The sequence below is a fragment of the Paenibacillus profundus genome (genome assembly GCF_021369635.1).
Lineage (GTDB): Bacteria > Bacillota > Bacilli > Paenibacillales > Paenibacillaceae > Paenibacillus_B > Paenibacillus_B profundus.
Genome location: NZ_JAJNBZ010000003.1, coordinates 397,975 through 423,650 on the forward strand (window position 1 = coordinate 397,975; position 25,676 = coordinate 423,650).

The following is a 25,676-nucleotide window of genomic DNA, read 5'->3' on the forward strand; positions in this document are numbered from 1 at the left end:
AATCAACCCCAGATGTTATAGCAATAACTACTAGTATATTATTTTTTTTGTATACAGCCAACCTTTAATTACCAAGAAGCCTATATATCTTTCTCGATCGATAGTCATTTTTGCTTAGCAAACATAGCTATATATTATCCAGAATTGCCTCCCGGCTCACAATGCGCGGACACTGCAAGAGTCAGGTTGCATTGTCAAAACTTCTTAAGCTGGCATAGGCCAACAGATTGAGAACATTGTAAATGACCTTCCAGCAACCCGTCAAACGTCCCCAACATTTAACATGCGGCATGTCTGCTATAAACCTTGCCATGGAGCCGCTTTGTCTCTATCAGTCCTTTGCTTCATTCTCCCCTTCATTCAGAAGACAGCACACCAATAGATATCTTCAGGTGACTGTCACTGTCCATCGGCCGTTTCATGCCATGCAATCCGAAACCTCATGTGCTTGATTTGGGCGATATCCTCCTGATTGCATGGGAGAATGGACACCTCTACGAGTTCCCTGCTGACCGAATGGGAGAATGGGCATATGGGCCATTATTAGACTGGCCGCTCGTGTGAAGGGAAAGGAAGCGATCCATCTAGCATTGACGCAAAAAAAAGAAACCCTTCCTCAAGAAGACAGGGTTTCTCCGCAAGGGAGCAGCACTAATTGGAATCCGGGTCCAGCACTGTATAGCTCCAGAATCCGCCTTTCGCATCAATATTGGCGCTTAGGGTCGGCTGGCCTTTCTTGATAAACGTATAATTATCCTTCTTGATGGCGACATCATAACCGGTCAAGTCGATATCGAACAGTTTCTTCACCATCGGCTTGGCTGCGGCGATGGCCTGATTCTTCGCATAGAACGGCTTTTTGTCTTTTTTGACGGCTTTAACCGTCTTGTTGACGGCTTCTTTGTGCCCCCATAAGTCGATGTTTGTTACCTTGCCCGTCTGCGACTCAATATCCACGACATAATTGGCAAAGGTGTCATGGAACTTCCACCCATCATACTTTTCACCGGCGTAATGGATTGCTACATCCAACTGCACGGCTTTGCCGCCGTTCATCGTCTTCAGCGCGTTCAGCCCGGCATTTAGCGCCTTCTTGTCTGTCGCCTGGTCGAACGGGTAACTAATCGTAGCACTTTTCGCTTTGAGTGTATCCGCATCAAGCGTAATCATGATCTCTTTCCCCGTCATAACCCACTCATGCACCGTGCCGTCGCTCAGGAACTTCTTCTCCCGGCTGACGGACTCCGCTGCGAACGTTTTGTTCGGATCAAGCTTGCGAATCACCTGCGTCGCCGTATCCTTGACTGATTCGTTCAATTCACTCCACTTATAGTCGGCAAATATGCCCGTAATACCGCCTGTCTTCTTATCAACATGAATGCGCCCGCGTCCAACCTTATTCTTAAAGATCCACAGAGGTGAAATATCGCTAATCCCATTCTTCTCAACTTCCAATTCGACTGCCGAGTCGTTCAAGAAGGCGCGCAGTTCCTTCTGTGCCGCGTCAATGACTGACTGTTCCGGCTGGCTGTCGCTTGTGTTCACTGTCTCTTGGATAATGACGGTTTCGGCGGCATACGCCGCATTCATCGGATACGAAGCAAGCAGCAAGCTGGCGATTGTCATGCCCATCATCCATTTTTTCATTGTCATGTGTAATCCCTTCCTTCGATTGTTAGTGAAATTTCTACTCCTAATACAATCCAAGTTCAGGCTTTCTTACACTCACGCAAAAAAAAGACTGCCCGGCACAATTGGGCAGCCTCTTCTTCTATTGGATGTATTTCATGATACGGCTCACATTATTTCAACGTTTCCGTCAATACAGGCACGATTTGCGATTTGCGCGATACAACGCCTTTGAGAACGGCTTTATTATCAACCAACGACACGTTGTATGCTTTCTCGACAGCATCTGCTGCGCGGCCAAGGGCCAATGCAACGGAGTCATTATTTAAAATATCCGTTACAACGAAGACAAACAAGTCTAATCCCTTTTCAAAAATAATGGTAGACAGGGCCGCTTCTACTTCAGCTTGGCGTGCCAGAACATCGTTGACATCCACGGCATTGACTTGTGCGATTTCCACCTTGGCGCTGCCCATTTGGAACTCCTTGGAGTCAAGCGAGACGAGCTGCGCAATCGTCTTGTCACTCAGATCCGCACCGGCTTTCAACATATCCAAGCCATAGCTTTCTGCATCCACGCCGGCGATGTCCGCCAATTCACGGGCTGCCGCCACGTCTTCTTTCGTGCAGGTCGGGGATTTAAACAATAGAGAATCGGAAATAATTGCGGATAACATCAATCCCGCAATTTCTTTGCGGATGGAGATGCCGTGTTCCTTGTACATTTTCTTCAGAATCGTCGCGGTGCAGCCGACAGGCTCGGCCCGGTAATACAGAGGACCGCTCGTTTCGAAATTGGCGATGCGATGGTGATCGATGACCTCTAACACCTGAACTTGATCGACGTCGTTGGCGCTTTGCTGGCGTTCGTTATGATCGACCAAAATAACGCCCTTCACTTCGTTCGCTACCGTGTCAACAAGGCGAGGCGCATCGAATTTAAAATGATCCAATGCAAATTGCGTCTCCCCGCTAACGCTGCCGAGGCGGACAGGTTCCACATTGAAGCCCAGCTGGGATTTTAAATCAGCGTATGCAATTGCGGAACAAATCGTATCGGTGTCAGGGTTTTTATGTCCGAAAATCAGAATTTTATCCATCATCTTACTCCTTTTTTCATATATTCTGCTGAGCAAAATTATACACCAGAACTCTTTCATAATAAAGGCGTTCTGACAAAAGTAAGCTAGATATGTAATCTTGAGGGCACTATTTTAAACAATATAGATAAGTAGAACCCCCTTATCGTGACCCGGTAATAGTAACTGTTCTCCGTCTCTCCACCGGCTGTCCATTTTCGCGGTATCATCTCCGTCGAATCAGGACCCTCGAACGGTTTCAAACATTTTTTAAAATTGAGAAAATCAGTTGAAGGGGAATAGGGAATTTCCACAGTCTTACAGGATGATATTGGAATTTCCAATTCATTCATCCGGTCATTCGGATAAGGAGGAATCGAAATGAAAACACGACAACGATATACCCGACAATCAGGTAAAAGGGGACTGCTCTGCACACTCGCGCTGACGATGGCCTTGTCGCTGTGCGGTCCAGTCTACGCGGCGGAAGGCCCAGGCGCTGCCAAGCCTGCCTCGTCCTCCACAGCCGCGCCAACCGTGCAAACACCGTCAGCAACTGCAGGGCCGACGGATTCGAAGGAAGTGGAGGCGTTCGCCGACAAGCTGTTCACGTCCCCGCAGCTGAAGAACGTCCCCGGCGCCGTCTTCGTGGTCGTGAAGGACGGCAAGGTAATCTTGAGCAAGGGGTATGGCTACTCTGATGTAGCGGCAAAGAAGCCGATGGATCCCGAGAATACGGTCATGCGCGTAGCATCCGTCACGAAGCCGTTCACCTCCGCAGCACTGTTGCAGTTGGCCGAACAGGGCAAAATAGACTTGAAGAAGGATGTCGAAGCCTATATGGGCGGCATCAAAATTCCGCGAAAGATCGATGGTCCGCTGACGGCGGAGCACCTGATGACCTATACAAGCGGTTTTGATTTTTCTGATACCCCGAGCAACACCAACATTAACAACACGTCCGATTTCCTGCGCCAATTCATGCCGACCGTTGTACGCAAGCCCGGGGAGACCTATATGTATGACAACTTCGGCTTCATGCTGCAGGGGTATATCGTGGAGCAAGTTGCCGGCATGCCGTTCAATCAATACGCTAAGCAGCATGTGCTGGATCCGCTTGCCATGAACCACAGCAGCTTCGTTATGACGCCAGAGACGAAGGCCAGCTTAGCAGTCTCTTATGAGCCTACAGGCAAGATCCTTCCCTACTATGAGCTTATGCCTGCGGATAGTCCGGATGGCAGCCTGCTCTCGACCGGAGGCGATATGGCGAAGTTCATGATTGCGATGATAAATGAAGGAACGTATAACGACAAGCGCATCTTAAAACCAGAAACGGTGCGCAACATGCTGGAAGTGAAGGTCTCCTCGCATTCAAAGCTGCCGAATGCGTCCTACGGTTTCGAAACGAGCTACCGCGAGGCCTTTAACGGCCAGAACGTCATCGGCAAAGGCGGAGATCTGCCAGGCTTCAGCTCATGGATGTGGCTGCTGCCTGAGCATAAGACAGGCGCGTTCGTCATTTTCAACCGGAACGATGGCATGACCGGTAACTTCCGCACATACATCTTCAAGTCGTTCATGGACCACTATTACCCGGATAATCGGCCGGAGCCTGTCATCTTGAAGCCGACGCAAAAAGAGCTTAAGCCGTTCGAGGGCAGCTATCGCGACTTGCGCACAGGCTTCTATGTTCTTCGTGTGGAAGCGCAAGCGAACGGCACGCTGGAATTGGTCGATCCGTTCTCCGGGCGGCAGCGGCTGCGCCAAGTGGATCCCCTGCTCTTCATTAACGACCAAGGCAAACAAATCGGCTTCAAACGGAATGCGGACGGCAGCATCGCTTATCTAGACAAGGGAGATGTCGCCTGGTCCGAGAAGCTGCCCGCAACAGAGATCGCTTTCAAGGATATCGGATCGGAGCATCCATATCGCTCCTATGTGCGCGACCTAGTTATGCGGGGCGGCATTGCCGCTGAAGCAGGCGCACGCTTCTGGCCGAGGAAGACAATAACGCGCGCCGAATTCGTCTCGATGATAATGGCCAGCATGCATTTGAAGCGATCGGCGAATCCGCCGGCCTTCTCCGACACGATCGGCCACGCGGCGGCACAAGACATCCAGACGGCAGTCGATTGGGGGGTTCTCACGGCCGCGGCCGATAAGCGTTTCGAGCCGGACCGGCCGATAACCCGTCAGGAAGCGGCCGCCCTCATCTGGCGGATCGCTTCCCTGCTCGGCGTGCCGAAGCAGGATGCGAAGGTATCTGGCGATACCGGCTCTTGGGCGCTTCCGGCCGTGAAATACATCGTTGCCGGCAAGAAGCACGGCCCGGAAGTAACGCCGAAGCCGGACGGCTCAGTCGATTACAACTCAACACATGCCATGCTGCGCCAGGAGGCGGCCGCACTCATCAGCACGTTCCTCGCCCGCCCGATGCAGTAACGAGGCTGAAGCCTGGGGCAAACCGCAACCCGCTAGAACCGGATACCGCAACAAGCCAGCCTCGGACGCACTTCACTAGCTTCCGAGGCTGGCTCTTTCTTTTACCGCTCCAATCGAGGCTCATGTCATGTCCGCACTCGCTTCACCAAACGCTTCGGCGCTGCCCGCAGATATGCTTCTTCAAGCAATTATCCCAGCTCCCCCCATTCCAGCGGCTCGATGGCCTTGACCGAAACCCAGCCATGATGGCCGATATACGGAGTTTTGAAAAATTGGCCTTGCTGCAGCAGGATTTCTTGGGTTTCCTGGTCCGACTTGAAAGATAAGCCAGAGCCTTCTTCATTTTCGCCCATCATAACAAATGACTTGCCATTGAATTTAAAGGTCCCCCTTCTACTTTGAGTTGAAACTTATATCCCCCAATAATGGAGTGTTTTTACGTGACAATCATCTGAACCAGCTCCGCGGAGTCCTCATTGTCTCATCCCCATTGGATTTTGTGCAATCAAACAGAAGCGTATCCCTTTTTGCACTTGATTCCATTGGAATTTATACAGTCTTTTGACACGTTTCCGCTGCATATTGCTCATACCAGCCGGATCCGCTGTACAAATTCCAGTCCGCATCCGATTTAATCGCACTCTCCGCACATTTGACTGTATATTTTCCAACGGGGACAGCTTCGAGCGTGTAAATCAATGCAACTCCGCTTCCCATCAAGCGGAGCTGGCACGTTGCCTCTGCGAAATGACTTATCGCAGAACTTTACGAAGCACAGCAGTTCCTTCCAGATCCGGTCCAAACACATCGGGAATGGTGGCAACCGGAATGAAGCCATTTTTCCCGTAGAAAGCGATGACATCATAATCCTCCGCGTATGTCATCATGAACATGCAATACGCTCCCCGGCTTCTCGCCACAGCTTCCGCATGCTTGAGGAGAATGGAGCCCATCCCTTTTCTTCTATGCTGCTTGCTCACGCCGATATCAAGGACTTCGGCTCTGGCTCCTAGCGCGTCTATTCCTGCTGGCGCTTCTTCATGCAACATGACAACAATTCCGGCCGCCCCTTCTTCATCCTGATAACCATAAAACTTGGCGCCCCGGCGAAAATGCGTGCTAATCCGTCTCCGCAGCCACTGCTCGTGCTCTGGATTGCTTCGGTTCAAGTTCACATGCTCGACCTCGGCGAGAATATCCAAGTAAGGCTCAATATCTTCTTCTCGTATGTCTCTAATCATATGAGTATCGCCCCTCTGAAGGATGAAATAGTTATAGTCGGAATTATCAGATAGCCTTATAAGCTTTTGATGTTCGAAGCCTGACTTTTCAAGCACCTTTCTTGAGGCCGCATTGAACGGTTTGACGATGGCCACGATTTCTGGAAGGGTCGAGTGATGAAATACGTATGAAATCATTCCTTGCACCGCTTCTGTCGTATACCCCTTGCTTCGATAATCCTTCGATATCGCATAAGCGACTTCCCGCTCCGCTTGAGGCAGCATGTCGTTCGGAAATACTCCGCACCAGCCGATTAATTTCCGGTCTTGCCTGTGCTCGATAGCCAACAGAACTCTGACATTATCCGGATTATAGGTGTCATAAGAGGAGATGACGAAATCCAGGAATCCCCTTATCTCCTCTTCGGACATGTTCCAGTCCGGGAGTATGTCCGTAATTTCCGTTTGACGGGTCAGTGAATATAGAGCGGGAATATCCGCCCTTGTGAATTCTCTCAATCGTAACGATTCCGTGGCAAAACCAAGCTGTTGTCTCATTTATAAAACACCTCTCAAAGTGAATGAAATTTCTGTATCCGCATTTGTCCAACAAAAAACGGAGTGCCCCAAATAGGCACTCCGCAAGTATATGCAATACTTTCGCTGAGTCCTTGTAATGGGTCAAAAGGGCACACTTCTCCCGTTGTTCAAACACGGAATTTTCGTGCTATTTGGCAACCATTACAAAGAAACTGGCATGAAGTATAAATTCCCCTTTCCAATATCTAACTCCAAATCTATCATAAATATAAAATAGCTGTAAACAAAATTTTCATATTGCGTGAACCTCCCCGCTCCACAACCGACTCTAATGTATTAGATGCAATTTAACGAGGAGGAACTAGATATGAAACCTTATAAAATATTAATTGCCGCAACGATTGCTGCAGGTCTATTTATGACGAGCCTATCCGCTCTGCCGGTGCACAACATTGCTTACGGAGCGTAACAACAGAAGCAGGGGGAGAAGATCAATAAAATAACTTTAGCCGATCTTGACCCGAAAGTGCTGGACGACGCCAAGCAAGCGTTAACAATACTTCAATTTGGACTTGAAAGGTTATGAGGTATCCGTAGAATATGATGAATATACGTTTGCCAAAAAAGGAAAACCGACCGTCAAAGGTACGATCAATGATAAAGGGGAATTCTGGAAGATGATCGTTTCCCCGGCCGCATCCTGAACAGCGAACGGCAATTTTGCAATAAGTCACAAAGGAGATTATAACATTGCAGCAGCTAGAGCATGAAGTAGAGCGGGTCCGCCAAGGCGACAAGGATGCGTTCGGAACGCTCATTCGGGCTCATGAAGCCTCCCTTTACAGAATAGCCAAATCCATTGTATCTTCGGACGAGGATTGTGCGGATGCAATTCAAGAAGCGGTGCTGAAAGCGTACCGCTCTATTCATACATTGCGGGAACCGCGGTATTTCAAAACTTGGCTCGTTCGGATATTGGTGAACGAATGCCGATCAATTTTGCGGAAGCGAAAACAGACCGTACCGTTTATCGAACTTCAGCATGCGCGTGCGGAAGAAGACGATTACATGCATATTGAGACCCAAGAGATTGTCGATTCGCTGGAGGAAGACCTGCGCATTGTCGTCACTTTATTTTATATTGAAGATTTGCCTCTCAAAGAAGTGGCCGACATGCTGGATCAGCCTATCGGCACGGTCAAGTCGCGCCTCTACCGAGCGCGTCAAAAACTGGCCGAACTATTGAATGTCACTAACGGCAGCGGAAAGGAGCTGACAACCTGATGGAGTCCAAAGTGGATGAAGAAATTCGTCAGCGGTTAACGGCAGGATGTGCCTCGGAGCTTCCCGAGCTGGTGAAGACGCGGCTGGAAGAGACGCTTCAATCCCTCGACGCTGTGCCTGTGCGAAGAAAAACGTCTAACCGCAAGCCATGGTTGGTTGCTGCCGCTGTCATCCTTATCATTGGCGGCACGTTGGTGTCCGGCTTCGTGTCCCCCGTAATGGCGGAGACGCTGAAAAAAGTGCCGTTTATCGGCCAAATTTTTGAAACGCTCGGTGATGAAGGCCTCCAAAATGCGAACCGGAAAGGATTGTCCGCGCCTGCTCATTTAAGCGCCGCCGATCAGGGCATTACCCTTACCATTACAGAAGTATTGTACGACGGCGTCCAGGTCGTGCTCGGAATCCAGGAGGAATCGGACAATGCATTACCTGCGCTTGACAACAGCTGGGACAGATATGAGATTGAATTACGTGACTATTATGCTGATGTGAGCGACATATGGACGCATAAAGCGACATGGATGATTTCAAAAACGCCAGCGCAAAATATTGGAATTTTGAAGTTCGAATCTGTCTATGGCTTGGAAGCGGAGCGTGACACCAAGCTGCCCGACGAGTTCACCGTTCCATTTTCAATCAAGCAGGTGGGAGAGGTAAGCGGGAACTGGGAGTTCAACGTCCCTGTCAAATTCAATGATTCACAAACCCTAAAAATAGTTCCGATGGAAACGAAGCAAATAAAGAATGGAAAGGGCTCTATCACCCTTCAATCCGTAATCTCGACGCCACTCGGAACAGAAGTGAGATTCAAGATTGCAGAGGATACCTCGCCGGATAAACATAAGAAAAACTGGAGTGGATGGAATAGTTCCTATATCTTAACGGATGAGAGCGGATTTATTATTCCATCGATGGGCGGTAAAGGAGGAGCGAGTGTGCAAACCGATAATAACACGGTGACCATGGAATTTGTATTTGATTACGCCCCATTGCCCGAGCATGCCAAAAAGCTCATATTCAAGCCCTATTATTCCGGAAAACGCTATGGGGACAACGCCGTTGTACTGGATCCGAATGCTTTGCCGGTAACCGTACAGCAAGGAGAAATCGGTTCGATTACGATACGAAGCATTGCGTTCAACCCGGATAAGACGGTGCTGCACTATGATGTTGAGGGCAACTCCCCGGAAGATCAAACAAACGCCATACTGCTTATACAAGACGGTGAGCGAGTGTGGTATAGAAACAAGTTATTGAAAGTAGAAAATGGGATATATTCGTACGTTATGGAATGTGATGATCAGCCACTGCAAAAAGACAAAGAAATCAAATTCTATACAAGCAAAATGCGGAAGGCCACCTTCTTCAAGGAGCTCGAATTCGAAATCCCTTTACAGTAACAACATGATGCCGTGAAAGATGCCTACAGCCTATCGCAGAAAGACACCCCCTGGAATGGACATTGAGCATAGCATATCTCAGTGTCTTCAGGGGGTGTGTCGTGTTATGGCTATAATAGCGATTCCTTGTAATAATCAATGACATTCGTCCTGCGAAAGCCGCACGACTCATACAATCCGAGCGCGCGCTCGTTGCTGACGGCTACCTCCAGCTGGAAGCGCGCGATGTTCGACTCGCGCCGCAGCCGCTCGATCGTCCCGGCAAGAGCGGCCCGCCCTAATCCATGGCCCCGCTCCTCCGGGCGCATACAGAAGCCATAGATGAACGCCGCATCTCCCTCAAGCAGTACGCCAAGCTTGCCGACGGCTCGGCCGCCGCTCTCAATGATGTACGTCACTTCCTGCGGCGATAGCGCTGCCGTCGCCAAGTCACCCGCTTCCTGCTCCGGCAGGCCGAAGCCGACCCGGTTCAGCTCAGCCAACATGGTCACATCATCAGCCCCAGCTTCGCGCAAATGGATCTCCCGCTGCTGCCCGCTTGGCAGCGGCGCATTATCAGCATCTTTCCGCTCCATCACGTATTCGGAGAACGCATACGGCAACCCGCGCCGCTGCAGAAATGCAACGCCGGAAGCGGAATCCCGCGAGCAGATGTAAATGACTTCCTTCGGCCCCCGCCGAGATAACTGCTCACACGCTTCTTCCACCATTCGCATAAACATCCCTTGCCGGCGATAATCGGGATGCACCATTCCGCTCAGCTCTGCTTCCGCCGGAATAATGATATAGATGCCAAGGAACGCCACCAGCTTGCCATCCTTGTAATAAAGCACATCATTCATTTGATCCGCCGGCCGTGCCTGCAGCATATCCCAATTCAGCTTCAATCGGATGCCGTCATGCTCTTCACACGCTTCAGCCAGTTCACGAATCTCCGCCTGTTCTTGTTCGTCCAGTCCTTGCTTCCATATCAACCCTTGCCGCAACCTACCACACCTTTCATCATAAGTAAAAACAATCTATTGGCTCATACTTGATTAATATATTTGACAATTTTCCATATTAATCCTCCAAAATGTTCTTCACATATCCGAAGGACTTGATAATTTCATTAGGTCATCAATCGAAATCAAGAAATACCGTCGCATTGTAATAACGTTTTGCTACCGCTTGCAAATAGGAGGTTTGAACGGAAAGGGCCGAGATGACAAGAATATTGCTTACCCCTTTTTGCTGGGCCTTGGATATGCCCGTCATCGACTGGGCGACTCGATCGGCGTATGCCTTCACCATATTATCTAATAGCGTATCCTGGGAATTCGCGGTCGAAGTATGCCCGACAATATCGAACATCTGGTCATTATTCGCATCCAATTCTTCGAACATGGTAGAATATGCATAATAGAACTGAACAGGCTCAATAAATTCAGTAATGTCCTTTTCCCTGCCAAAAAACAAAGTATGGAATAGCCTGCGGATAGAAAGAAAATCCAAATTGCTTTTCAAATCATCAATAATAAACAATAAAGCGGCTTGATTAATGGAATATTTTCTTCCTTCCTTAATGACAAATAACTCTTTAAAGTCACGTTTGACCCAATTCTGTATGGATGTAATCGAAACATTCGAATACTCGATCAGACTCCCGAGATCTGCAATCTCTTGCAAAGAAAAACCGTTGAATTGGATACCCTGGATGACCTTCTCAATGACAGGACGCATCTCCGTCGTCAAAAAAGCAGGGAGCGAAGCGCCCTTCTGACAGGCTTGCTGGTGATTTTTAGACCACGCCGTTTGTAGAATAGTTAGTGGCGACTGTTCGTGGTTTCCTTGCAGCGAAAGCAATAAGGATGACATCTCTTTTCTCGTAAGCGTCATTGACTCCATCATGCTTCCCTCCTCACAGCATATTACAAGTTCATGTGAACCAATCATAGCACCATTAGAAATCGCTTGTAAAGAACAGTAAAACTAAGAAAATGAATGCGTTGACTCTATTTAACGGAATTAACGTGCTGGTTTAGCCTTCAATGTTTGAAGCGGTTATTTGTATATCTATTTATAAGTTCGTATAATTAGTTCAAATGAACTCCAAAATCTAATATAAAAAGGGATGAGACAAAGTAATATGGGCATAGGATTTAATCTATTCATAGTTGCCATACTCATTGTGTTGACCGCCTTTTTCGTCGCTACGGAGTTTGCTATTGTAAAGCTCCGTTCCAGTCGTGTGGATCAACTCGTGCTGGAAGGACGCAAAAATGCATTGGCCGTTCAACGCGTAACTAGCAACTTGGATGGATATTTGTCGGCATGTCAGCTGGGTATCACCATTACAGCCTTGGGACTAGGTTGGTTAGGAGAGCCTACAGTAGAAGCCATGCTGCGCCCCATCTTTGACAAATGGCACATTCAAAGCGATATCAGCCATGTCATGTCATTCTTAATTGCATTTATATCGGTTACATTCCTGCATGTCGTTATCGGCGAGCTTGCTCCCAAGACAGTGGCGATTCAGAAGGCTGAAGCTATCAGCTTACTAACAGCTAAACCGATTATATATTTCTATAAAATAATGTATCCTTTCATTTGGATCCTCAACGGTTCCGCCAACCTGCTAGTCCGTCTGTTCGGATTGAAGCCGGTCAAGGAGCATGAAGAAGCACATTCTCAAGAAGAAATTCAAATCATCTTGTCCGAAAGCTATCAAAGCGGAAAAATCAACAACACCGAATTTGGTTATGTGAACCGAATTTTCGCTTTTGATGAGTTGCTGGCCAAAGAAATTATGGTGCCACGCACAGACATGATCTGTTTATATACAAATCGTTCCCTGCAAGAGAATATGACCATTATTCGCAAAGAACAGTATACCCGTTTTCCGGTCGCAATCAACAGTAAAGACCATATTGTAGGTATGATCAACACGAAGCAGCTCTTCTTAGAATACGACAACAATCCGGACTTTGACTTCAAGAAGCTGGTGCATCCGATTCTCACTGTGCCCGAAGTCATTCCAATCAAATCGTTGCTAAAGCAAATGCAGCAAAAACGGGTTCATATTGCGTTGCTTGTAGATGAGTTCGGAGGAACATCCGGCTTGATTACGATCGAAGATATCCTCGAGGAGATTGTCGGAGAAATACGAGATGAATTTGACACTAATGAACGAAGAGATATCGAGAAGTTGGATGAGAACTGCTACTTGATCGATGGCAAGGTGAATCTGCACGAATTCAGCAATCTTACCGGAATTATTATCGAAAATAAAGAGGTAGACACTATCGGAGGCTGGGTATTCAGCGAGTTCCCCGATATTCAGCCGGGCACAGAAATCCAATATGAGCATGTCAAAATGATTATTCGGGACATAAGCAAAAACCGGATCCGCAAAATAGAAGTGATCATTGAAGAAAATGAACCTGCGCCAGATAGCGAAGATGCTCCAGTGGAACAAAACTGCTCTATTCATTAATGCACAACCTTCGAAACCAAGTATGTGCTTGTTGACAAGAACTTATTGCAATGAGAGGGTATCCGAACACCGGATGCCCTCATTTTGTGCTCTAGCTGTTAAGCTGAGAGACGGCCGCTTTTTGAATATGAATGAGGATGTCAAACGCCTGACTTAACGAAATGTCCACATAGCTAGGTTTACTAGGATCGGCACTTGCAAATCCAATTGCAAAAGGACGCTGTTCGTTCAACCATTCTTTCGTTACCCCGCTTGCCTTGCGCACATCGACAAAGTATTGGTCCGCATTGACTTCTCCAAGAGTATAATTAAAGCTGCTTAGATCGTCCGCTTGTATTTGATTGGCAACAACCTCATTATTCGAGTTTAAAGCATTAAACTAGCCTTCATACAAGGAGGTTCCGATAGATACATAGTGTTCACCGTAATACTCTGCCAAATGCTGCCCAGCATATACTTGCGGCAGCATATTTGTTTTTGCAATGTGTCCATTGTGAGCCCATACAATCGTTTTTCCCATGTGTTCCTAGGTCCACAATTCCTTGCGACACAAGGGCAGTGAAACCTTTGCTTCGTCAAGAGGCTAGCGCGTTACTTGATAAAGCTTTTGGTCACCATGTATTACCGATAAAGTCGAAGTGAATGACCCCGTTTGTCACTTAAAGGAGAAGTCAGCCCCAATGCTGATATATGCATTAGGGCTGACTTCTGTCCTGTGCTTCCCCACTTTGTTATCGCCTAAACGAATCCCCGAACAAAGCGATCGGATCATTGGCAAAGAGCCTCTAAATGATGCAAGACAACAGATTTAAGCACGTCAGGAGTAGCGCGGCCAGGCTGCATGACAGCGTGCATGGCCAAGCCGTCAACAAGCGCATACAAACGCTCCGATTCGATCTCCCGGTTAAGATCGGGACGCGCCAAGCCAGAATCAATAAGGAAGTCTATGCAGTGCGCAATGGTCGCTCTCAGCTCATCGTACACTTCATTGCTTAAAGATTGAAGAGCCGGATCTACGAGTGCCTTTGCCGTAAAGCTGAGCCACACCTCCATTTCTGCACTTCGCTCTTCATCTACGGGCAATATCTCATATATGATCCGCTGGATATCTTCAAGGGGGTTCCCCGAAAATTCGCTGCTTCTGATGCGGGCTTTCACCCGATCGGATACCAGTTTCATTGAAAAGGCCAACAGTTCGGATTGGGTGGAAAAATAATGGCGCATCGATCCCGCCGAAATTCCGGCTTCCATCGCAATGGTGCGCACAGATGCGCGCTCCATTCCTTCCCGGCGGATAACCCGCCAGGTGGCCTCCGCAAGTTTTTCTTTTCGTTCTTCATGATCCACAATTTTAGGCATGAGCACAGTATAACAGATATTGCCTTTTTAATACAACCGTGCTAAATTAAATAACACAGTTGTATTAAATAAGGAGTGGGAGCATGATTGGATGGTTGATATTAGCTTGTGAAATTGGTTTTTGGCTGTTTATCCTATTGGGGTTATTCGCAAGATACCGGCTGCGTCAGCGAACATTGGGATCTGTGCTGTTGTTTTGCACTCCGCTGATCGATATATTGCTCATCGTATTTACCATTATCGATCTGAAGAACGGAGCAGCCGCCACTACCTTTCACGGCTTGGCGGCCGTATATGTCGGCGTGTCCATCGCATTCGGGAAGCGAATGATCCAATGGGCAGACGATCGATTCGCGCATTTGTTCGCAGGCGGCCCCCGCCCCCTGTCTTCTTCCGTCAAGCATGGCGCACAACACGCCAAACAGGAACGCGCCGGCTGGTATCGGCATGTTCTCGCATGGGCGATCGGCCTCTTACTATTGTTTGGCATCATATATAACGTGGGGAATGCAAATCAAACAGAAAGCTTGTTGAAAACGGCGCAGTTGTGGACGGCCATTTTAATCATCGACTTTATTTGGAGCTTCAGCTATACGCTGTGGCCGCGCCGAAGCTAGAAATGGCAAGCTCAGGACTGTCGCTCCGGCAGGTTCAATGCAAATAAGAAAGGATGCGCACAATGAACCGAATTCAATTGCTCGACATATTGAGAGGGTTCGCCATCATCGGCACGCTCGGCACGAACATATGGCTGTTCGCCCATCTCGGTAATTTGGAAGCCATCTTCCCCGATCCATCCCTGCATTGGTGGTCGTCACTGAACAGCATCATTTCAACTATCGTCATGTTTCTCGTTAACGGCAAATTTCTCGGCATGCTGACGATTATGTTCGGCGTAGGTTTGGAAATGAAGCGGAGGAAGGCGGAACGGCTCGGAACAGCTTGGCCTGGCATATATTTATGGACATCATTCTTGCTGCTTGTGGACGGCTTGCTGCATTATTTCCTTGTCATGCAGTTCGATATTTTGATGAGCTACGCTGTAACAGCCATCATCGTGTCATTCGTTGTGAATCGAACCCGGAAGACAATTATTCGTGTCATGCTGTTCACCGGAATCGTGCATTCGTTCATGGTAATCTCCGCTTTTGCGTTAATTACCTTGGCAAATGCCTCTGTGTCCACGGGGGACGCGTTCAAGGGTGTCATAGCGCTATTCCAAACAGGCACATGGTTCGAACAAATCGGTTATCGGTTTGAAGCATTTTGGATGTACCGATTCGAGTCGATCGCAATACTGCCTATGAATGTGTTTCTCTTCTTGTGCGGCGTCCTATTGTTCCGTTCCGGCGCGTTCGCTGCGGACACGAACGGGCAAGCCATCCGCCGCAAGATGCTGCGTTGGGGGTTAGGGCTGGGAATTCCGCTGAACATGCTCATATTTATTCCGGGGCTCTCATTTGATATTCCGGTTCGCTATTTATTTGCGCCTGTGCTGTCACTCGGTTATATGGCGACCATTGCGAAAGTGATGGAGCTGAGTCGGTGTGGCTGGTTGTTATCCCGCTTGGAGGAAGTCGGGAAGACGGCGCTATCCTGCTATATGCTGCAAAACATTCTCGCTTCCGTTATTTTCTATGGCTGGGGATTCGGTGTCGGAGCAACCTCTGGTTCGTCGTTATTCACCTTTTTCATGTGGGGGCTTATATCGGCTCTAATGATGGTATTCGCTCATCTATGGCTTCGTAAATTCACCGTCGGTCCGATAGAATGGGCTTGGCGGCGGCTGTCCGATCTGCCTGCTGACCGGAAACGCTCTCTTTCCGGTTAAATGGCCGCGCTGCAGCCCCTTTCTTAATAAGATGACTCCTGAGAAATCAGGAGCCATCTTATAACAGGAGGCGCGCCGCTGATTCCATGAATCCTTCGGCCCAACGTGAAAAAGAGAGGTCTTTATCCCAGGTCACCTGATTCGTCGCTTTGGCACATCCCCAGACTAATATCCGGCGATGAAGCATATGGACTTTGAATCGTTCCATGAAGGCCTCTTTGGTATCAGAGCCATCGAAATAAACGGTGAGGAACTGTCTTGCCAGCTCTTCTTCCCCGTTCTCTACATACAATTCAGTCATTCGGGCCAAGTCCGCCACTCCATCACCAAAATAGGAGGTGGTAAAATCAAACACGCCGCTTACTTGCCATCCATCCGTATTTTGCTGCAACAGGAAGTTCTCTGGTTTAAAATCGCCCATAACGAAACATGGAGAGTGCAATTCATCAAATGCAGCAGCCGAGCTTGCCAATACATCTTCAACCCATTCCATGTCTTTACCAGTAATTACTGAATACTTCTTAGCATCATCGAGCCAATATCGAACGGTGTTGTACAACCATGTTTTGTAGGAGCTTTCAAAGGGGCGCACCAGGTGATTATCGGGATTGAACTCCCCGTATTGTTCCACTTTCCAGCTATGTAACTCGACTAAGGTTGCGGCCAGCAATTGCGCTATTTCTTTTTTGTCTTCTGCGTGAAGACTTGCTTGCAATTGCGGCGCGTTCAGATGCGTCCCGGGCAGACGAGGCATCAAGGAATAGCTCCAGCCGAAAATGTCATCCGATTCATCGATCAAATAGGGAGCAGGAACAGCCACATTCGTCCGTTTGTCCAAGTGCTCTACAAAGAATTTTTCCTCTTTGAATTGCCCCTGAAAAATGGGATTCCCTTTCAAAACAAACTCACCCGCAGAGGATGTGACAAACATGGTTTGGCCCATCACGCCGTGTGCTGTTTTTTCCGAAGAAATAAGCTTCCCGAGATGAAATCGGTCAAGCATGAGCTGTAATTGATGGTCCTCGATATCTCCCAATTTATTAGAAGAAAAATATACCTTCGTAGTCAATTTATTGTCTCCCCGTCTGTATATGATGCCTTATGATGCCTACGAATGCCCATGAGTCCACCCATATGCTCACTTCTTTATGGCGTGCGCAATTTCATAAGGCACCAAGGTGTTGTTGACTTCATTTGCAATTGCTTGAACATGATCAAAGAGAAAAAAGTGTCCTCCTTGAAATTCATGGAGTCTGCACGATTTGGAAGTATGGGTTCCCCATCCCTGCACTTCATTGACAAAGGATTCGCCGCTCCCATACCAAATGCTCATATCCGTGTGCAACTTGTCCGCCTTCTCTTCATATTCGTACTGCTCAATAATCATGAAGTCGTGCCGCAAAATAGGCAAAAACAAATTAATTAGTTCTTTGTTCTGGAAAAACTCTTGCGGCGTTCCTTCCAGCTCTTCAATTTCTTTCAGAAATTGTTCTTCCGGCAGGTCGTGAATAGGCTTATCCTTCTTCCTCAGGTGGGGAGCGGTGCTGCCTGAGCAGAATAAATGAACAGGCAGCGGATGTCCCTGCTGCCGCATATAATGGCACAGCTCATACACAATAACTGCCCCCATGCTGTGCCCCCACAGAGCATATGAACCGTTATCGATATGTGGAACAATCTGTTCTGCAATATCTTCGACGGCATCACGAATCGACTTATAGAAGGGGCCGCCAAAACGTTTGCCCCTGCCCGCCAATTCCAACGGTATAAGCTCTATGGCATCACCCATGACATTTTTCCATGGGTTGTATATCATTGCGGAGCCTCCTGCATATGGAACGCAAAATAGTTTTACTTTACTCATGACACACTCCTATCGATACCGATATGATATTTGCCGTAGCTGCACGGCTTCTTGTTCCGGTTCGCCTGTATCCTAAATTATACTAAATATAGGATGTCGAAGTAAGGTGGAATTTGTAAATTTACAAACATTTATGCGCCCCGCGATTTTGATTACAGGGTTTGCCCGCTGTCCACGGCAATGATTTGACCTGTCATCGATTCTTGTTCCAGCACCGAACAGATGAGATGGGCGATATCCTCTGGTGTCGAAATGCGCTGCAGCAGCAGATTGCTGCTCAATCGGTTCATCTTCTCTTCCCGTCCTGCCCACCATCTTGTCGCGACGGCTCCCGGCGCCACGCTGCACACTGTGATTTCCGGTGCCAAAGCGCGTGCCAGCGATTTTGTCAGCCCATGCGCCGCCGCCTTGGATACGGCATATGGAAGCGAGGAGCCTGCCCCGGCCAATCCCGCAATGCTGCCCACGTTGACAATGGCGCCGCGTTTATTTTCCTTCATGAAGGGAGCAACGGCCCTTGCGCAGTAAAACATGCCTTTAACATTAACCGCGTACAACTCATCCCATACTTCTTCTGTCGCCGCTTCCAGATCGTCCAGCGGAATGTGCCGGGTAATACTGGCATTGTTGACGAGCAAATCGACAGTTCCGAATTGATGGACAATTAGATCGACCATGCTCCGCACTTCCCCGTCACGGGACACATCGGCTTGTATGGCTATAGCGCGTCCGCCTTCGTTTTCAATCATTTGCGCCGTCTCCTCCGCCTCTGCTTTTGATCGCGAATAGTTCACGGCTACAGTTGCTCCCCGCCGAGCCAATTCGATGCACGCAGCCTTGCCGATCCCTGTTCCGCCGCCGGTAACGAGAACCACTTTGTTTTTTAAATTCATCTCATCCACTCCTTTTCCATTGTTACGCCAATTTCCCCATGTGGCGCGAGTTGGGCAATACCGTTCCCGAACGACCAATTCTCTACGTCAGTCTCCGTTACAATAATCATGACATCCTGCGTCCGAATTCCTGCGGCTGCATGCAGCCGTTCGGCGATGCGCGCATATAAAGCCCGCTTCTTCGCAAGCGTTCGGCCTTTCATCGTTATTTGAATATAGATCATGTCTGCCGTGCGGTTCATATTCAAGTAGTTCGGGTCATAAAAAAATTCATTTTCTCCATGCTGGGTAATCACTTGAAAGTAATCATCTTCAGGCACGTCGATGGTCTCGATCATGGCGCGATGTATGTTCTGGCTTATATTGCGGAGTTCTGCCTCCGATCTTCCCGTGCGCAGGTCAATTCGAACAAACGGCATGTGCGTTTCCCCCTCTGCAGTATTCTTGTAACGATATTGTATATCTCTCCAATCGTTTTGTATAATTGAATTAATTGAATCGGTAATTCAATATTATTGAACAACGGAGGTTGAAATGGATCTGAAAGCATTAAAGACCTTTCATAGGATCGTGTCACTCGGGGGCTTTAACCGAGCGGCCGAGGAACTGAATTATGCCCAGTCCACCGTGACGATGCAAATTAAAAAGCTCGAAGCGGAGTTGGGTATTCTATTGATCGAACGGGGTAAACTATTTCAGCTCACCGAAGCAGGCCGAGTGTTCCATCAACAAAGTACGCATATTGTAAAGGATATAGAACATCTGGAAGCCACAATGTCCGATATGTTAGTGGGAGAGGCAGGAAATATTCGTATGGGGGCGGTAGAACCTATCGCCAGCTGCCAGTTGCCCGGCATATTAGACAGATTCTTATCCAAATATCCGAAGATCCGCATCTCGGTGGACATTGCGAATACAGCCGCCTTAAGCGAGCGGCTTCTAAAAGGAGAGCTTGACTTGGCTCTCTGTTCGAGACAGGACATCGGAACCGCTCTTTACTTCGAACCGTTATTTTCAGAGGATCTTGTATTTCTAGTTCCAGAGCGGCACCCGCTTGCAAGCAACCCGACGCTCTCTTTCGAGGATATTAAACATCATCGCATGCTTCTTACATCCAAAAATTGTTTATATCGCAAAAAAATCGAAATCGCGCTGCAAGAACGATGCGAAAATCAAGTGGAAACGATGGAAATCAGCAGTATGGCTGCCATGAAACACTATGTAGAGGGCGGGCTCGGCATTGCGCTAGTTCCCAAAAGTATCGCATCCCCGCAGCTATCGGGTACTGTCGCTCGCAAAATAAATGGCACCCGGATCAGCATCACTTTTGGCATGCTCTGCAAAGCTGCCGATTATCCATTGAAGCTGGCTTGTGCAAAGCTTTATCAATATCTCAAGCAAGAACTGGCTGGACCCGGAGATACGTTGGATGATGACTCCTCTCGTAGTTGATTTAGATAAAACGGCAGCCAAGATCTTGAAAATAAAGCTCTAGACTGCCGCTCCCGGTTGCATTATATAGAATGGCTGAGAAACCAAGTATACAACTCCGGATTATCATACGTTGTCGTCCAAGAGTTATGTTTCAAGTCAGGATATACCGTGAATTTGACGTCCCCGCCATTTGCTTGAAGCGTTGATACCATTTCTTCTGATTTAGCAAGTGGCACCACATTATCCTTTGCGCCGTGAAAAACCCAGACGGGTGTTCCTTTTAATTCATTGATACGTTTGGGATTGCCGCCACCGCAAATCGGAGCGATTGCCGCGAACCTTCCCGGATATTCGGCTGCCAAGTGCCAGGTTCCATAACCACCCATGCTTAGCCCCGTCAAGTATATTCGCTTTGAATCTACGTTGTGGTGTGCCGTGATCTCATCCACTAAAGCCATGACAGCATCTTGTTCAACATTCCAAGAAGAATCCGCCGGGCATTGGGGAGACACCGCAACAAATGGAAAGTCTGGCTTCTGTTCCACAATCTTTGGGATACCATGTATTTTTACCAATTCAATATCATCGCCGCATTCGCCTGCCCCATGAAGAAACAGGATCAGAGGCCATTTCTTTGGAGATCCTTTTTCATATCCATCTGGCAAATGCAAAAGGTAGTTTAATTGCACCTTCTTTTTCAATTCTTTTTCCATCCGCAAAACAGTTTGACTCATAAGACTCATTCCCCTCCTTTCGACTAACATTTATTTCCCTCTAACTTATTTTACACAAAAAGGCCCGCAGGATTAAGCCCCACAAGCCCTTTTGCAATGATTATGAAATTAATGCTCTTTATTTTCCTATTTGAATGATAAACAGGACCAAAGATACCCCCGCATCCAATCCTGAATCAATCCAGCTGCTGAGAAGTTCGAGTCATGGATACACTTGACTCTCTCACGATGAGGCGAGGTTCGAATTGAACCCGCTCGTAAACTCCCTTTTTTTGCTCTATAATCCGATTCAACAACAATTCCGTTGCCACTCTTGCCACTTCAGCCCCCATAATCGAGACGGAGCTGAGTTTCGGCGTCGTAATCGTGCCCCACAGTATATTATCGATGCCAACGACAGCGATATCTTCAGGCACGCGGATACCTAATTCTTTGAACCGATTAACCAAACCAATTGCGATCATATCGTTTCCCGCATAGATAGCGTCAGGCATATTCGTAAGCCCAGTAAAGTAATCGGCTGCCTTCATTCCTGTCTGCAACGAGAAATCATCACCGAAATAGACCAATGATATATCGACATGATGCAAGGCATCTTCATAAGCGAAAAACCTCTCCTCGATAATATCTTTGGGAGCGCCTGCATAAGCGATTCTAGTTCTGCCAATGTTAAGCAAATGCTCCATGACTAGTCTGCCTTCCTGAGCGGACATACTTACGATATCCGCCTTGACATCCGAGTCTAATTTTTTCCCGTAATTGATGATGGATATAGGAATACTGGATTTATTAATCCAGTCTTTTAGTGTTTTCGGATAGGCAAGCGGCAATAAAAGGAGTCCATCAACATGAAGCTTCTTTACTTCCTTTAAAATTTCCAGCTCTGCTCTTGCATTTCCTAACGTATTGATTTGAACGACGCGATAGCCATAGTGTTTGGCAGCTTGTTCGACAGCATATGCAATTTCCGGAACAAATGCGTTGCGAATATCAGGAACGGCTAGCGCAATTTGCTTGGTTTGACGCACTTTTAAGCTCTGGGCAAAGGCGTTAGGTATAAATCCAAGCTCTTCTATGGCTTCCATGACTTTAGCTTTTGTTTTTGGACTAATTCCATCCGCATTATTAATAGCTCTGGATACAGTCGCGATGCCGACACCCGCTTTTTCAGCTACATCTTCAATCGTAACCTTTTTATTAACCACTTCGAACATCCCTCCTGCCAATGATGGAATTGCTTCCAATTTACGTTTAGAACAAATGAAACACATCATTCCTTAGTATATACATTATTCATTATAATTTCCCGCGGGTGTTTATCATATTTGACATCATGGCGATAGTGTGACATATTTAATATCGGAAACGTTTCCGATATGCTCTATCTATTTCCATGATTTTATGATATCCTTACAACATTTTTTCTACACTTCTGGGGAGATGATAGTAATGAAAGCATTGAGATGGCATGGTGTAAAGGATTTACGCTTGGAGAACATTGAAGAACCGGCAGTTCTAAAAGGAAAAGTGAAAATTAAAGTCGAATGGTGCGGGATGTGCGGCAGCGACTTACATGAATATACAGCAGGACCTATCTTTATTCCAGAAGGCAGCCCTCACCCCATAACGGGAGAGATGGCTCCCATTGTCATGGGACATGAATTTTCCGGGCAAGTCATAGAAGTTGGTGAAGGTGTAACGAAGGTTCAACCAGGTGATCGGGTTGTGGTGGAGCCGATCTACGCTTGCGGTGAATGTGAAGCCTGCAAACAAGGAAAATATAATCTTTGCAGCACAATGGGCTTCCTGGGCCTTGCTGGCGGCGGCGGTGGATTTTCTGAGTTCGTGGCTGCAGAAGAATATATGGTGCACAAAATCCCTGAGCGTGTGTCTTATGAGCAAGGCGCTCTAGTGGAGCCCTCTGCGGTTGCCCTTCATGCAGTCCGTCAGAGCAAGCTGAAAGTCGGGGATCGTGCAGTCGTGTTCGGTACCGGCCCTATCGGCCTGCTAGTGATTGAGGCATTAAAAGCATCTGGCGCAGCGGAAATCTATGCCGTCGAGCTATCCGAACAACGCAAACAAAAAGCAGAAGAGCTGGGCGCCATTGTACTAGACCCTTCCAAGCTTGATGTTGTGAAAGAACTTCATGAACGGACAAATGGCGGAGTAGACGTCGCTTATGAAGTCACCGGTGTTCCCCGTGTATTAACGGACGCCATTGATTCCACAAGAATTGGCGGCGAAGTTATGATTGTAAGTATTTTCGAAAGAGAGGCTGCTATTAAGCCCAACACAATTGTAACGAAGGAACGCACAATTAAAGGAATTATCGGTTACCGTGATGTATTCCCTGCAGTTATCAGCTTGATGGAAAAGGGGTATTTCCCCGCCGATAAGCTCGTTACGAAACGAATCAAGCTTGATGAGGTTGTGGAAGAAGGCTTTGAAACCCTCTTAAAAGAAAAAAATCAAGTCAAAATTCTTGTCAAAGCAGAATAAGAAGGTAAAGTCGGATTTCTGTAAGAGCGGAAATCCGACTTTCCTTATCTCGCAAGTTCTATATTGATCGAGACAACTAGCCGCAGGCTTTCCTCATTAAAAGTACATTCGTGCGTTAGATAGAACGGCGTCTCCACATACCGGATCGTGTGCACAAGCGAGCGTATTCGTTTCATGCCATGCTCTGATCCCTCTCTTTCGTTCTTATTTGACTGCGCCTGACGCAATTCCTTTAATAATGTATTTTTGTGCTAACATATAAAAAATGACAACTGGGATAATTGTTAACGTTAATCCCGCCATCGCCTGATTCCATACAATGGTGAACTCTCCAAAGAAATAGAAGGTCGACAATGGAATCGTGCGCAGACCTTTGTCGGCTAATGTTAATGACGGAAGGAGGTAGTCATTCCAGAGCGAGATCACATTCAATATGGCAACCGTAATCGTAATGTTTGTCAGCATTGGAAATACGATTCGCCAAAAGACGCCGAATTTGCTGCAGCCGTCGATCGTCGCTGCCTCCTCCAAATCAATCGGAATCGATTTGATAAAGCCGTGATAAAGGAAAACGGCCATACCCGAAGCAAATCCCACGTTCATATAGATCAAGCCTTCATGCGTATTCAGCATCGGAAGATGCAGATTGGTGCGAATCCAGTCCATCACCTGCATCAAAGGCATCATCAAGGTTTGGAAAGGAATCAGCATCGTCGCAACCAACGTCATAAAGATGATTTTACTTAGCTTATTGTCGGTTCTTACGAGCATCCATGCCGTCATCGAAGCCAATACGATAACGATCAGGACAGAAACAATCGTTACATATAAAGAGTTGCCAATAGCAGTGAAGAAGTTCATCTTTTGCATGGCTTCTTTATAGAATTGAAAGCTGAAGGAAGTAGGTAATGCCAGTGCATTTTCATATAATTCCGCACGGTTTTTGAAAGAGTTGACCACCATCATATATATCGGCGACAGGAATATAACGGCAAGGACGAGAAGCAATATTTCGAGTAATAGCATGCTTGTTTTCCTCATTAATATTGCACCTCTCTCTTTTTCGTCATAACAACTTGAGTCAAGGTGAATGCAGCTACCACGAGGAAGAATATAACGGCCTTAGCTTGACCCAGCCCGTAATTGCCATAGGCGAATATTTCATTGTAAATATTCATTGCAAACATTTCTGTAGCGTTATTAGGTCCCCCTCTAGTCATAGACAAGTTGACGTCGTAAATTTTGAATGCACCAGATAGCGTCAAAAAGAGACAAATGGTGAAAGCAGGCATAAGCAGCGGTAAGGTAATCTTGGTCAATCTATGCCACACATTCGCTCCATCCACCTTGGCCGCTTCAACAAGCTCGTCTGGAATCCCTTGGAGGCCAGCAATATATATAATCATCGTATATCCAGCCACCTGCCAGGTAAAGACGATTACGATTGCATATAAGGCATACTGAGGATCAAGCAGCCAGTTGAAGAATATGCCGTCCAGCCCTGTTGACTGCCCTAAATAACCAAACACATCGGTAAAAATAAATTGCCATATATATCCAAGTATTAAGCCGCCGATAAGGTTAGGCATAAAGAACAACGTTCTCGCTACATTTCTTACACGCAGCTTGGTAGTCACGAACAGCGAAAATGCAAGTCCCAGCACATTGACGGATATCACGGCCATCACGGTAAATTTTACGGTGTGCCATGCGGATGAGAGAAATCGCTCGTCTTTAAACAACTGAATAAAGTTGTCAAGACCAACAAACACTTTCGGATTAGCAGGAATGCCATCCCATTTCACGAAGGAATATGCAATACCGAATATAAACGGCATGATGACAACCGTTGTGAAGATAAAGAGCAAGGGGAACGTAAATAATACGAACCAAAGCTTATCCTTTCTCTTCTTCATACCCATCCCCTTCTTTCCAGTAAGGTTCATGTAACCACAATAAACCTTTGATTTCACCTGAAAACGATTACGTT

General features: G+C 47.3%; 22 protein-coding genes and 2 pseudogenes. 8 read left to right on the top strand and 16 right to left on the bottom strand.

Going from position 1 to position 25,676, the window contains the following annotated elements; all coding sequences use genetic code 11:
- Positions 1–651 precede the first annotated feature (651 nt).
- Both LQV63_RS07085 and LQV63_RS07090 read right to left on the bottom strand, forming a co-directional pair.
- Positions 652–1,653 carry a hypothetical protein gene (locus tag LQV63_RS07085; protein ID WP_233696161.1) on the bottom strand — a complete coding sequence of 334 codons (1,002 nt, stop codon included), beginning with the start codon at positions 1,651–1,653 and terminating at the stop codon, positions 652–654.
- A gap of 149 nt (positions 1,654–1,802) precedes the next feature.
- On the bottom strand, positions 1,803–2,729 hold the full coding sequence (locus LQV63_RS07090; RefSeq protein WP_233696217.1) for a manganese-dependent inorganic pyrophosphatase: 927 nt from the start codon (positions 2,727–2,729) through the stop codon (positions 1,803–1,805).
- 360 nt (positions 2,730–3,089) lie between these two features.
- On the opposite strand from LQV63_RS07090, the gene LQV63_RS07095 reads away from it, so the two are divergent.
- Positions 3,090–5,153 (top strand): serine hydrolase, encoded by a 2,064-nt coding sequence (locus LQV63_RS07095; RefSeq protein ID WP_233696162.1) that lies wholly within the window; start codon positions 3,090–3,092, stop codon positions 5,151–5,153.
- A gap of 188 nt (positions 5,154–5,341) precedes the next feature.
- Here the strand turns inward: LQV63_RS07095 and LQV63_RS07100 are convergent.
- Both LQV63_RS07100 and LQV63_RS07105 read right to left on the bottom strand, forming a co-directional pair.
- A pseudogene (locus tag LQV63_RS07100) lies at positions 5,342–5,527 on the bottom strand (MmcQ/YjbR family DNA-binding protein); the annotation flags it as partial.
- Positions 5,528–5,905: 378 nt separating this feature from the next.
- Positions 5,906–6,931, bottom strand: a complete 1,026-nt coding sequence (locus LQV63_RS07105) for a GNAT family N-acetyltransferase (protein WP_233696164.1) — start codon at positions 6,929–6,931, stop codon at positions 5,906–5,908.
- 732 nt (positions 6,932–7,663) lie between these two features.
- On the opposite strand from LQV63_RS07105, the gene LQV63_RS07110 reads away from it, so the two are divergent.
- Both LQV63_RS07110 and LQV63_RS07115 read left to right on the top strand, forming a co-directional pair.
- The gene (locus LQV63_RS07110; protein ID WP_019423431.1) at positions 7,664–8,197 is read left to right on the top strand and encodes a sigma-70 family RNA polymerase sigma factor; all 534 of its coding nucleotides are present in this window, start codon (positions 7,664–7,666) and stop codon (positions 8,195–8,197) included.
- Complete coding sequence (locus LQV63_RS07115; RefSeq protein WP_233696165.1) at positions 8,197–9,597, top strand: DUF4179 domain-containing protein; 1,401 nt, start codon at positions 8,197–8,199, stop codon at positions 9,595–9,597. The genes LQV63_RS07110 and LQV63_RS07115 overlap by 1 nt, the downstream gene beginning before the upstream one ends.
- Before the next feature lie 110 nt (positions 9,598–9,707).
- Here LQV63_RS07115 and LQV63_RS07120 read toward each other — a convergent pair whose 3' ends face one another.
- Both LQV63_RS07120 and LQV63_RS07125 read right to left on the bottom strand, forming a co-directional pair.
- Positions 9,708–10,571 carry a GNAT family N-acetyltransferase gene (locus tag LQV63_RS07120; protein WP_233696166.1) on the bottom strand — a complete coding sequence of 288 codons (864 nt, stop codon included), beginning with the start codon at positions 10,569–10,571 and terminating at the stop codon, positions 9,708–9,710.
- A 145-nt stretch (positions 10,572–10,716) separates the two neighbouring features.
- On the bottom strand, positions 10,717–11,484 hold the full coding sequence (locus LQV63_RS07125) for a DUF1836 domain-containing protein (RefSeq protein WP_233696218.1): 768 nt from the start codon (positions 11,482–11,484) through the stop codon (positions 10,717–10,719).
- A 241-nt stretch (positions 11,485–11,725) separates the two neighbouring features.
- On the opposite strand from LQV63_RS07125, the gene LQV63_RS07130 reads away from it, so the two are divergent.
- Positions 11,726–13,072 carry a hemolysin family protein gene (locus tag LQV63_RS07130; protein ID WP_233696167.1) on the top strand — a complete coding sequence of 449 codons (1,347 nt, stop codon included), beginning with the start codon at positions 11,726–11,728 and terminating at the stop codon, positions 13,070–13,072.
- A 91-nt stretch (positions 13,073–13,163) separates the two neighbouring features.
- Here the strand turns inward: LQV63_RS07130 and LQV63_RS07135 are convergent.
- Positions 13,164–13,592 (bottom strand): annotated as a pseudogene (locus LQV63_RS07135) (erythromycin esterase family protein).
- Between the two features lie 248 nt (positions 13,593–13,840).
- Positions 13,841–14,431, bottom strand: coding sequence for a TetR/AcrR family transcriptional regulator (locus LQV63_RS07140; protein ID WP_233696168.1), 591 nt, complete (start codon positions 14,429–14,431; stop codon positions 13,841–13,843).
- 83 nt (positions 14,432–14,514) lie between these two features.
- Between LQV63_RS07140 and LQV63_RS07145 the strand changes: the two genes are divergently transcribed.
- Together LQV63_RS07145 and LQV63_RS07150 are read left to right on the top strand one after the other, a co-directional pair.
- Complete coding sequence (locus LQV63_RS07145; protein ID WP_233696169.1) at positions 14,515–15,048, top strand: hypothetical protein; 534 nt, start codon at positions 14,515–14,517, stop codon at positions 15,046–15,048.
- Positions 15,049–15,110: 62 nt separating this feature from the next.
- Positions 15,111–16,262 (top strand): DUF418 domain-containing protein, encoded by a 1,152-nt coding sequence (locus LQV63_RS07150; RefSeq protein ID WP_233696170.1) that lies wholly within the window; start codon positions 15,111–15,113, stop codon positions 16,260–16,262.
- 58 nt (positions 16,263–16,320) lie between these two features.
- On the opposite strand, the gene LQV63_RS07155 is transcribed toward LQV63_RS07150, so the two are convergent.
- From LQV63_RS07155 to LQV63_RS07170, 4 genes are all read right to left on the bottom strand, one after another.
- On the bottom strand, positions 16,321–17,331 hold the full coding sequence (locus LQV63_RS07155) for a phosphotransferase family protein (RefSeq protein ID WP_233696171.1): 1,011 nt from the start codon (positions 17,329–17,331) through the stop codon (positions 16,321–16,323).
- A gap of 69 nt (positions 17,332–17,400) precedes the next feature.
- Positions 17,401–18,126 (bottom strand): thioesterase II family protein, encoded by a 726-nt coding sequence (locus tag LQV63_RS07160; RefSeq protein ID WP_267933922.1) that lies wholly within the window; start codon positions 18,124–18,126, stop codon positions 17,401–17,403.
- Positions 18,127–18,278: 152 nt separating this feature from the next.
- Positions 18,279–19,019: an SDR family NAD(P)-dependent oxidoreductase gene (locus LQV63_RS07165; protein WP_233696173.1), complete on the bottom strand. Its 741-nt coding sequence runs from the start codon at positions 19,017–19,019 to the stop codon at positions 18,279–18,281.
- Positions 19,016–19,438 (bottom strand): tautomerase family protein, encoded by a 423-nt coding sequence (locus LQV63_RS07170; protein WP_233696174.1) that lies wholly within the window; start codon positions 19,436–19,438, stop codon positions 19,016–19,018. Before LQV63_RS07170 ends, LQV63_RS07165 begins: the two co-directional genes overlap by 4 nt.
- 115 nt (positions 19,439–19,553) lie before the next feature.
- Here LQV63_RS07170 and LQV63_RS07175 point away from each other — a divergent pair, with 115 nt between their 5' ends.
- On the top strand, positions 19,554–20,471 hold the full coding sequence (locus LQV63_RS07175) for a LysR family transcriptional regulator (protein WP_233696175.1): 918 nt from the start codon (positions 19,554–19,556) through the stop codon (positions 20,469–20,471).
- A 62-nt stretch (positions 20,472–20,533) separates the two neighbouring features.
- Here the strand turns inward: LQV63_RS07175 and LQV63_RS07180 are convergent, their stop codons facing one another.
- Together LQV63_RS07180 and LQV63_RS07185 are read right to left on the bottom strand one after the other, a co-directional pair.
- On the bottom strand, positions 20,534–21,187 hold the full coding sequence (locus tag LQV63_RS07180) for a carboxylesterase family protein (protein WP_233696176.1): 654 nt from the start codon (positions 21,185–21,187) through the stop codon (positions 20,534–20,536).
- Positions 21,188–21,363: 176 nt separating this feature from the next.
- Positions 21,364–22,401, bottom strand: coding sequence for a LacI family DNA-binding transcriptional regulator (locus tag LQV63_RS07185; protein WP_019423417.1), 1,038 nt, complete (start codon positions 22,399–22,401; stop codon positions 21,364–21,366).
- 235 nt (positions 22,402–22,636) lie between these two features.
- On the opposite strand from LQV63_RS07185, the gene LQV63_RS07190 reads away from it, so the two are divergent.
- Positions 22,637–23,686: a 2,3-butanediol dehydrogenase gene (locus LQV63_RS07190; RefSeq protein WP_233696178.1), complete on the top strand. Its 1,050-nt coding sequence runs from the start codon at positions 22,637–22,639 to the stop codon at positions 23,684–23,686.
- Between the two features lie 204 nt (positions 23,687–23,890).
- On the opposite strand, the gene LQV63_RS07195 is transcribed toward LQV63_RS07190, so the two are convergent.
- Both LQV63_RS07195 and LQV63_RS07200 read right to left on the bottom strand, forming a co-directional pair.
- Positions 23,891–24,727 carry a carbohydrate ABC transporter permease gene (locus tag LQV63_RS07195; protein WP_019423415.1) on the bottom strand — a complete coding sequence of 279 codons (837 nt, stop codon included), beginning with the start codon at positions 24,725–24,727 and terminating at the stop codon, positions 23,891–23,893.
- A complete protein-coding gene (locus LQV63_RS07200) occupies positions 24,727–25,602 on the bottom strand; it encodes a carbohydrate ABC transporter permease (RefSeq protein ID WP_233696179.1) in 876 nt (291 codons plus the stop codon). The genes LQV63_RS07195 and LQV63_RS07200 overlap by 1 nt, the downstream gene beginning before the upstream one ends.
- Positions 25,603–25,676: the final 74 nt, after the last annotated feature.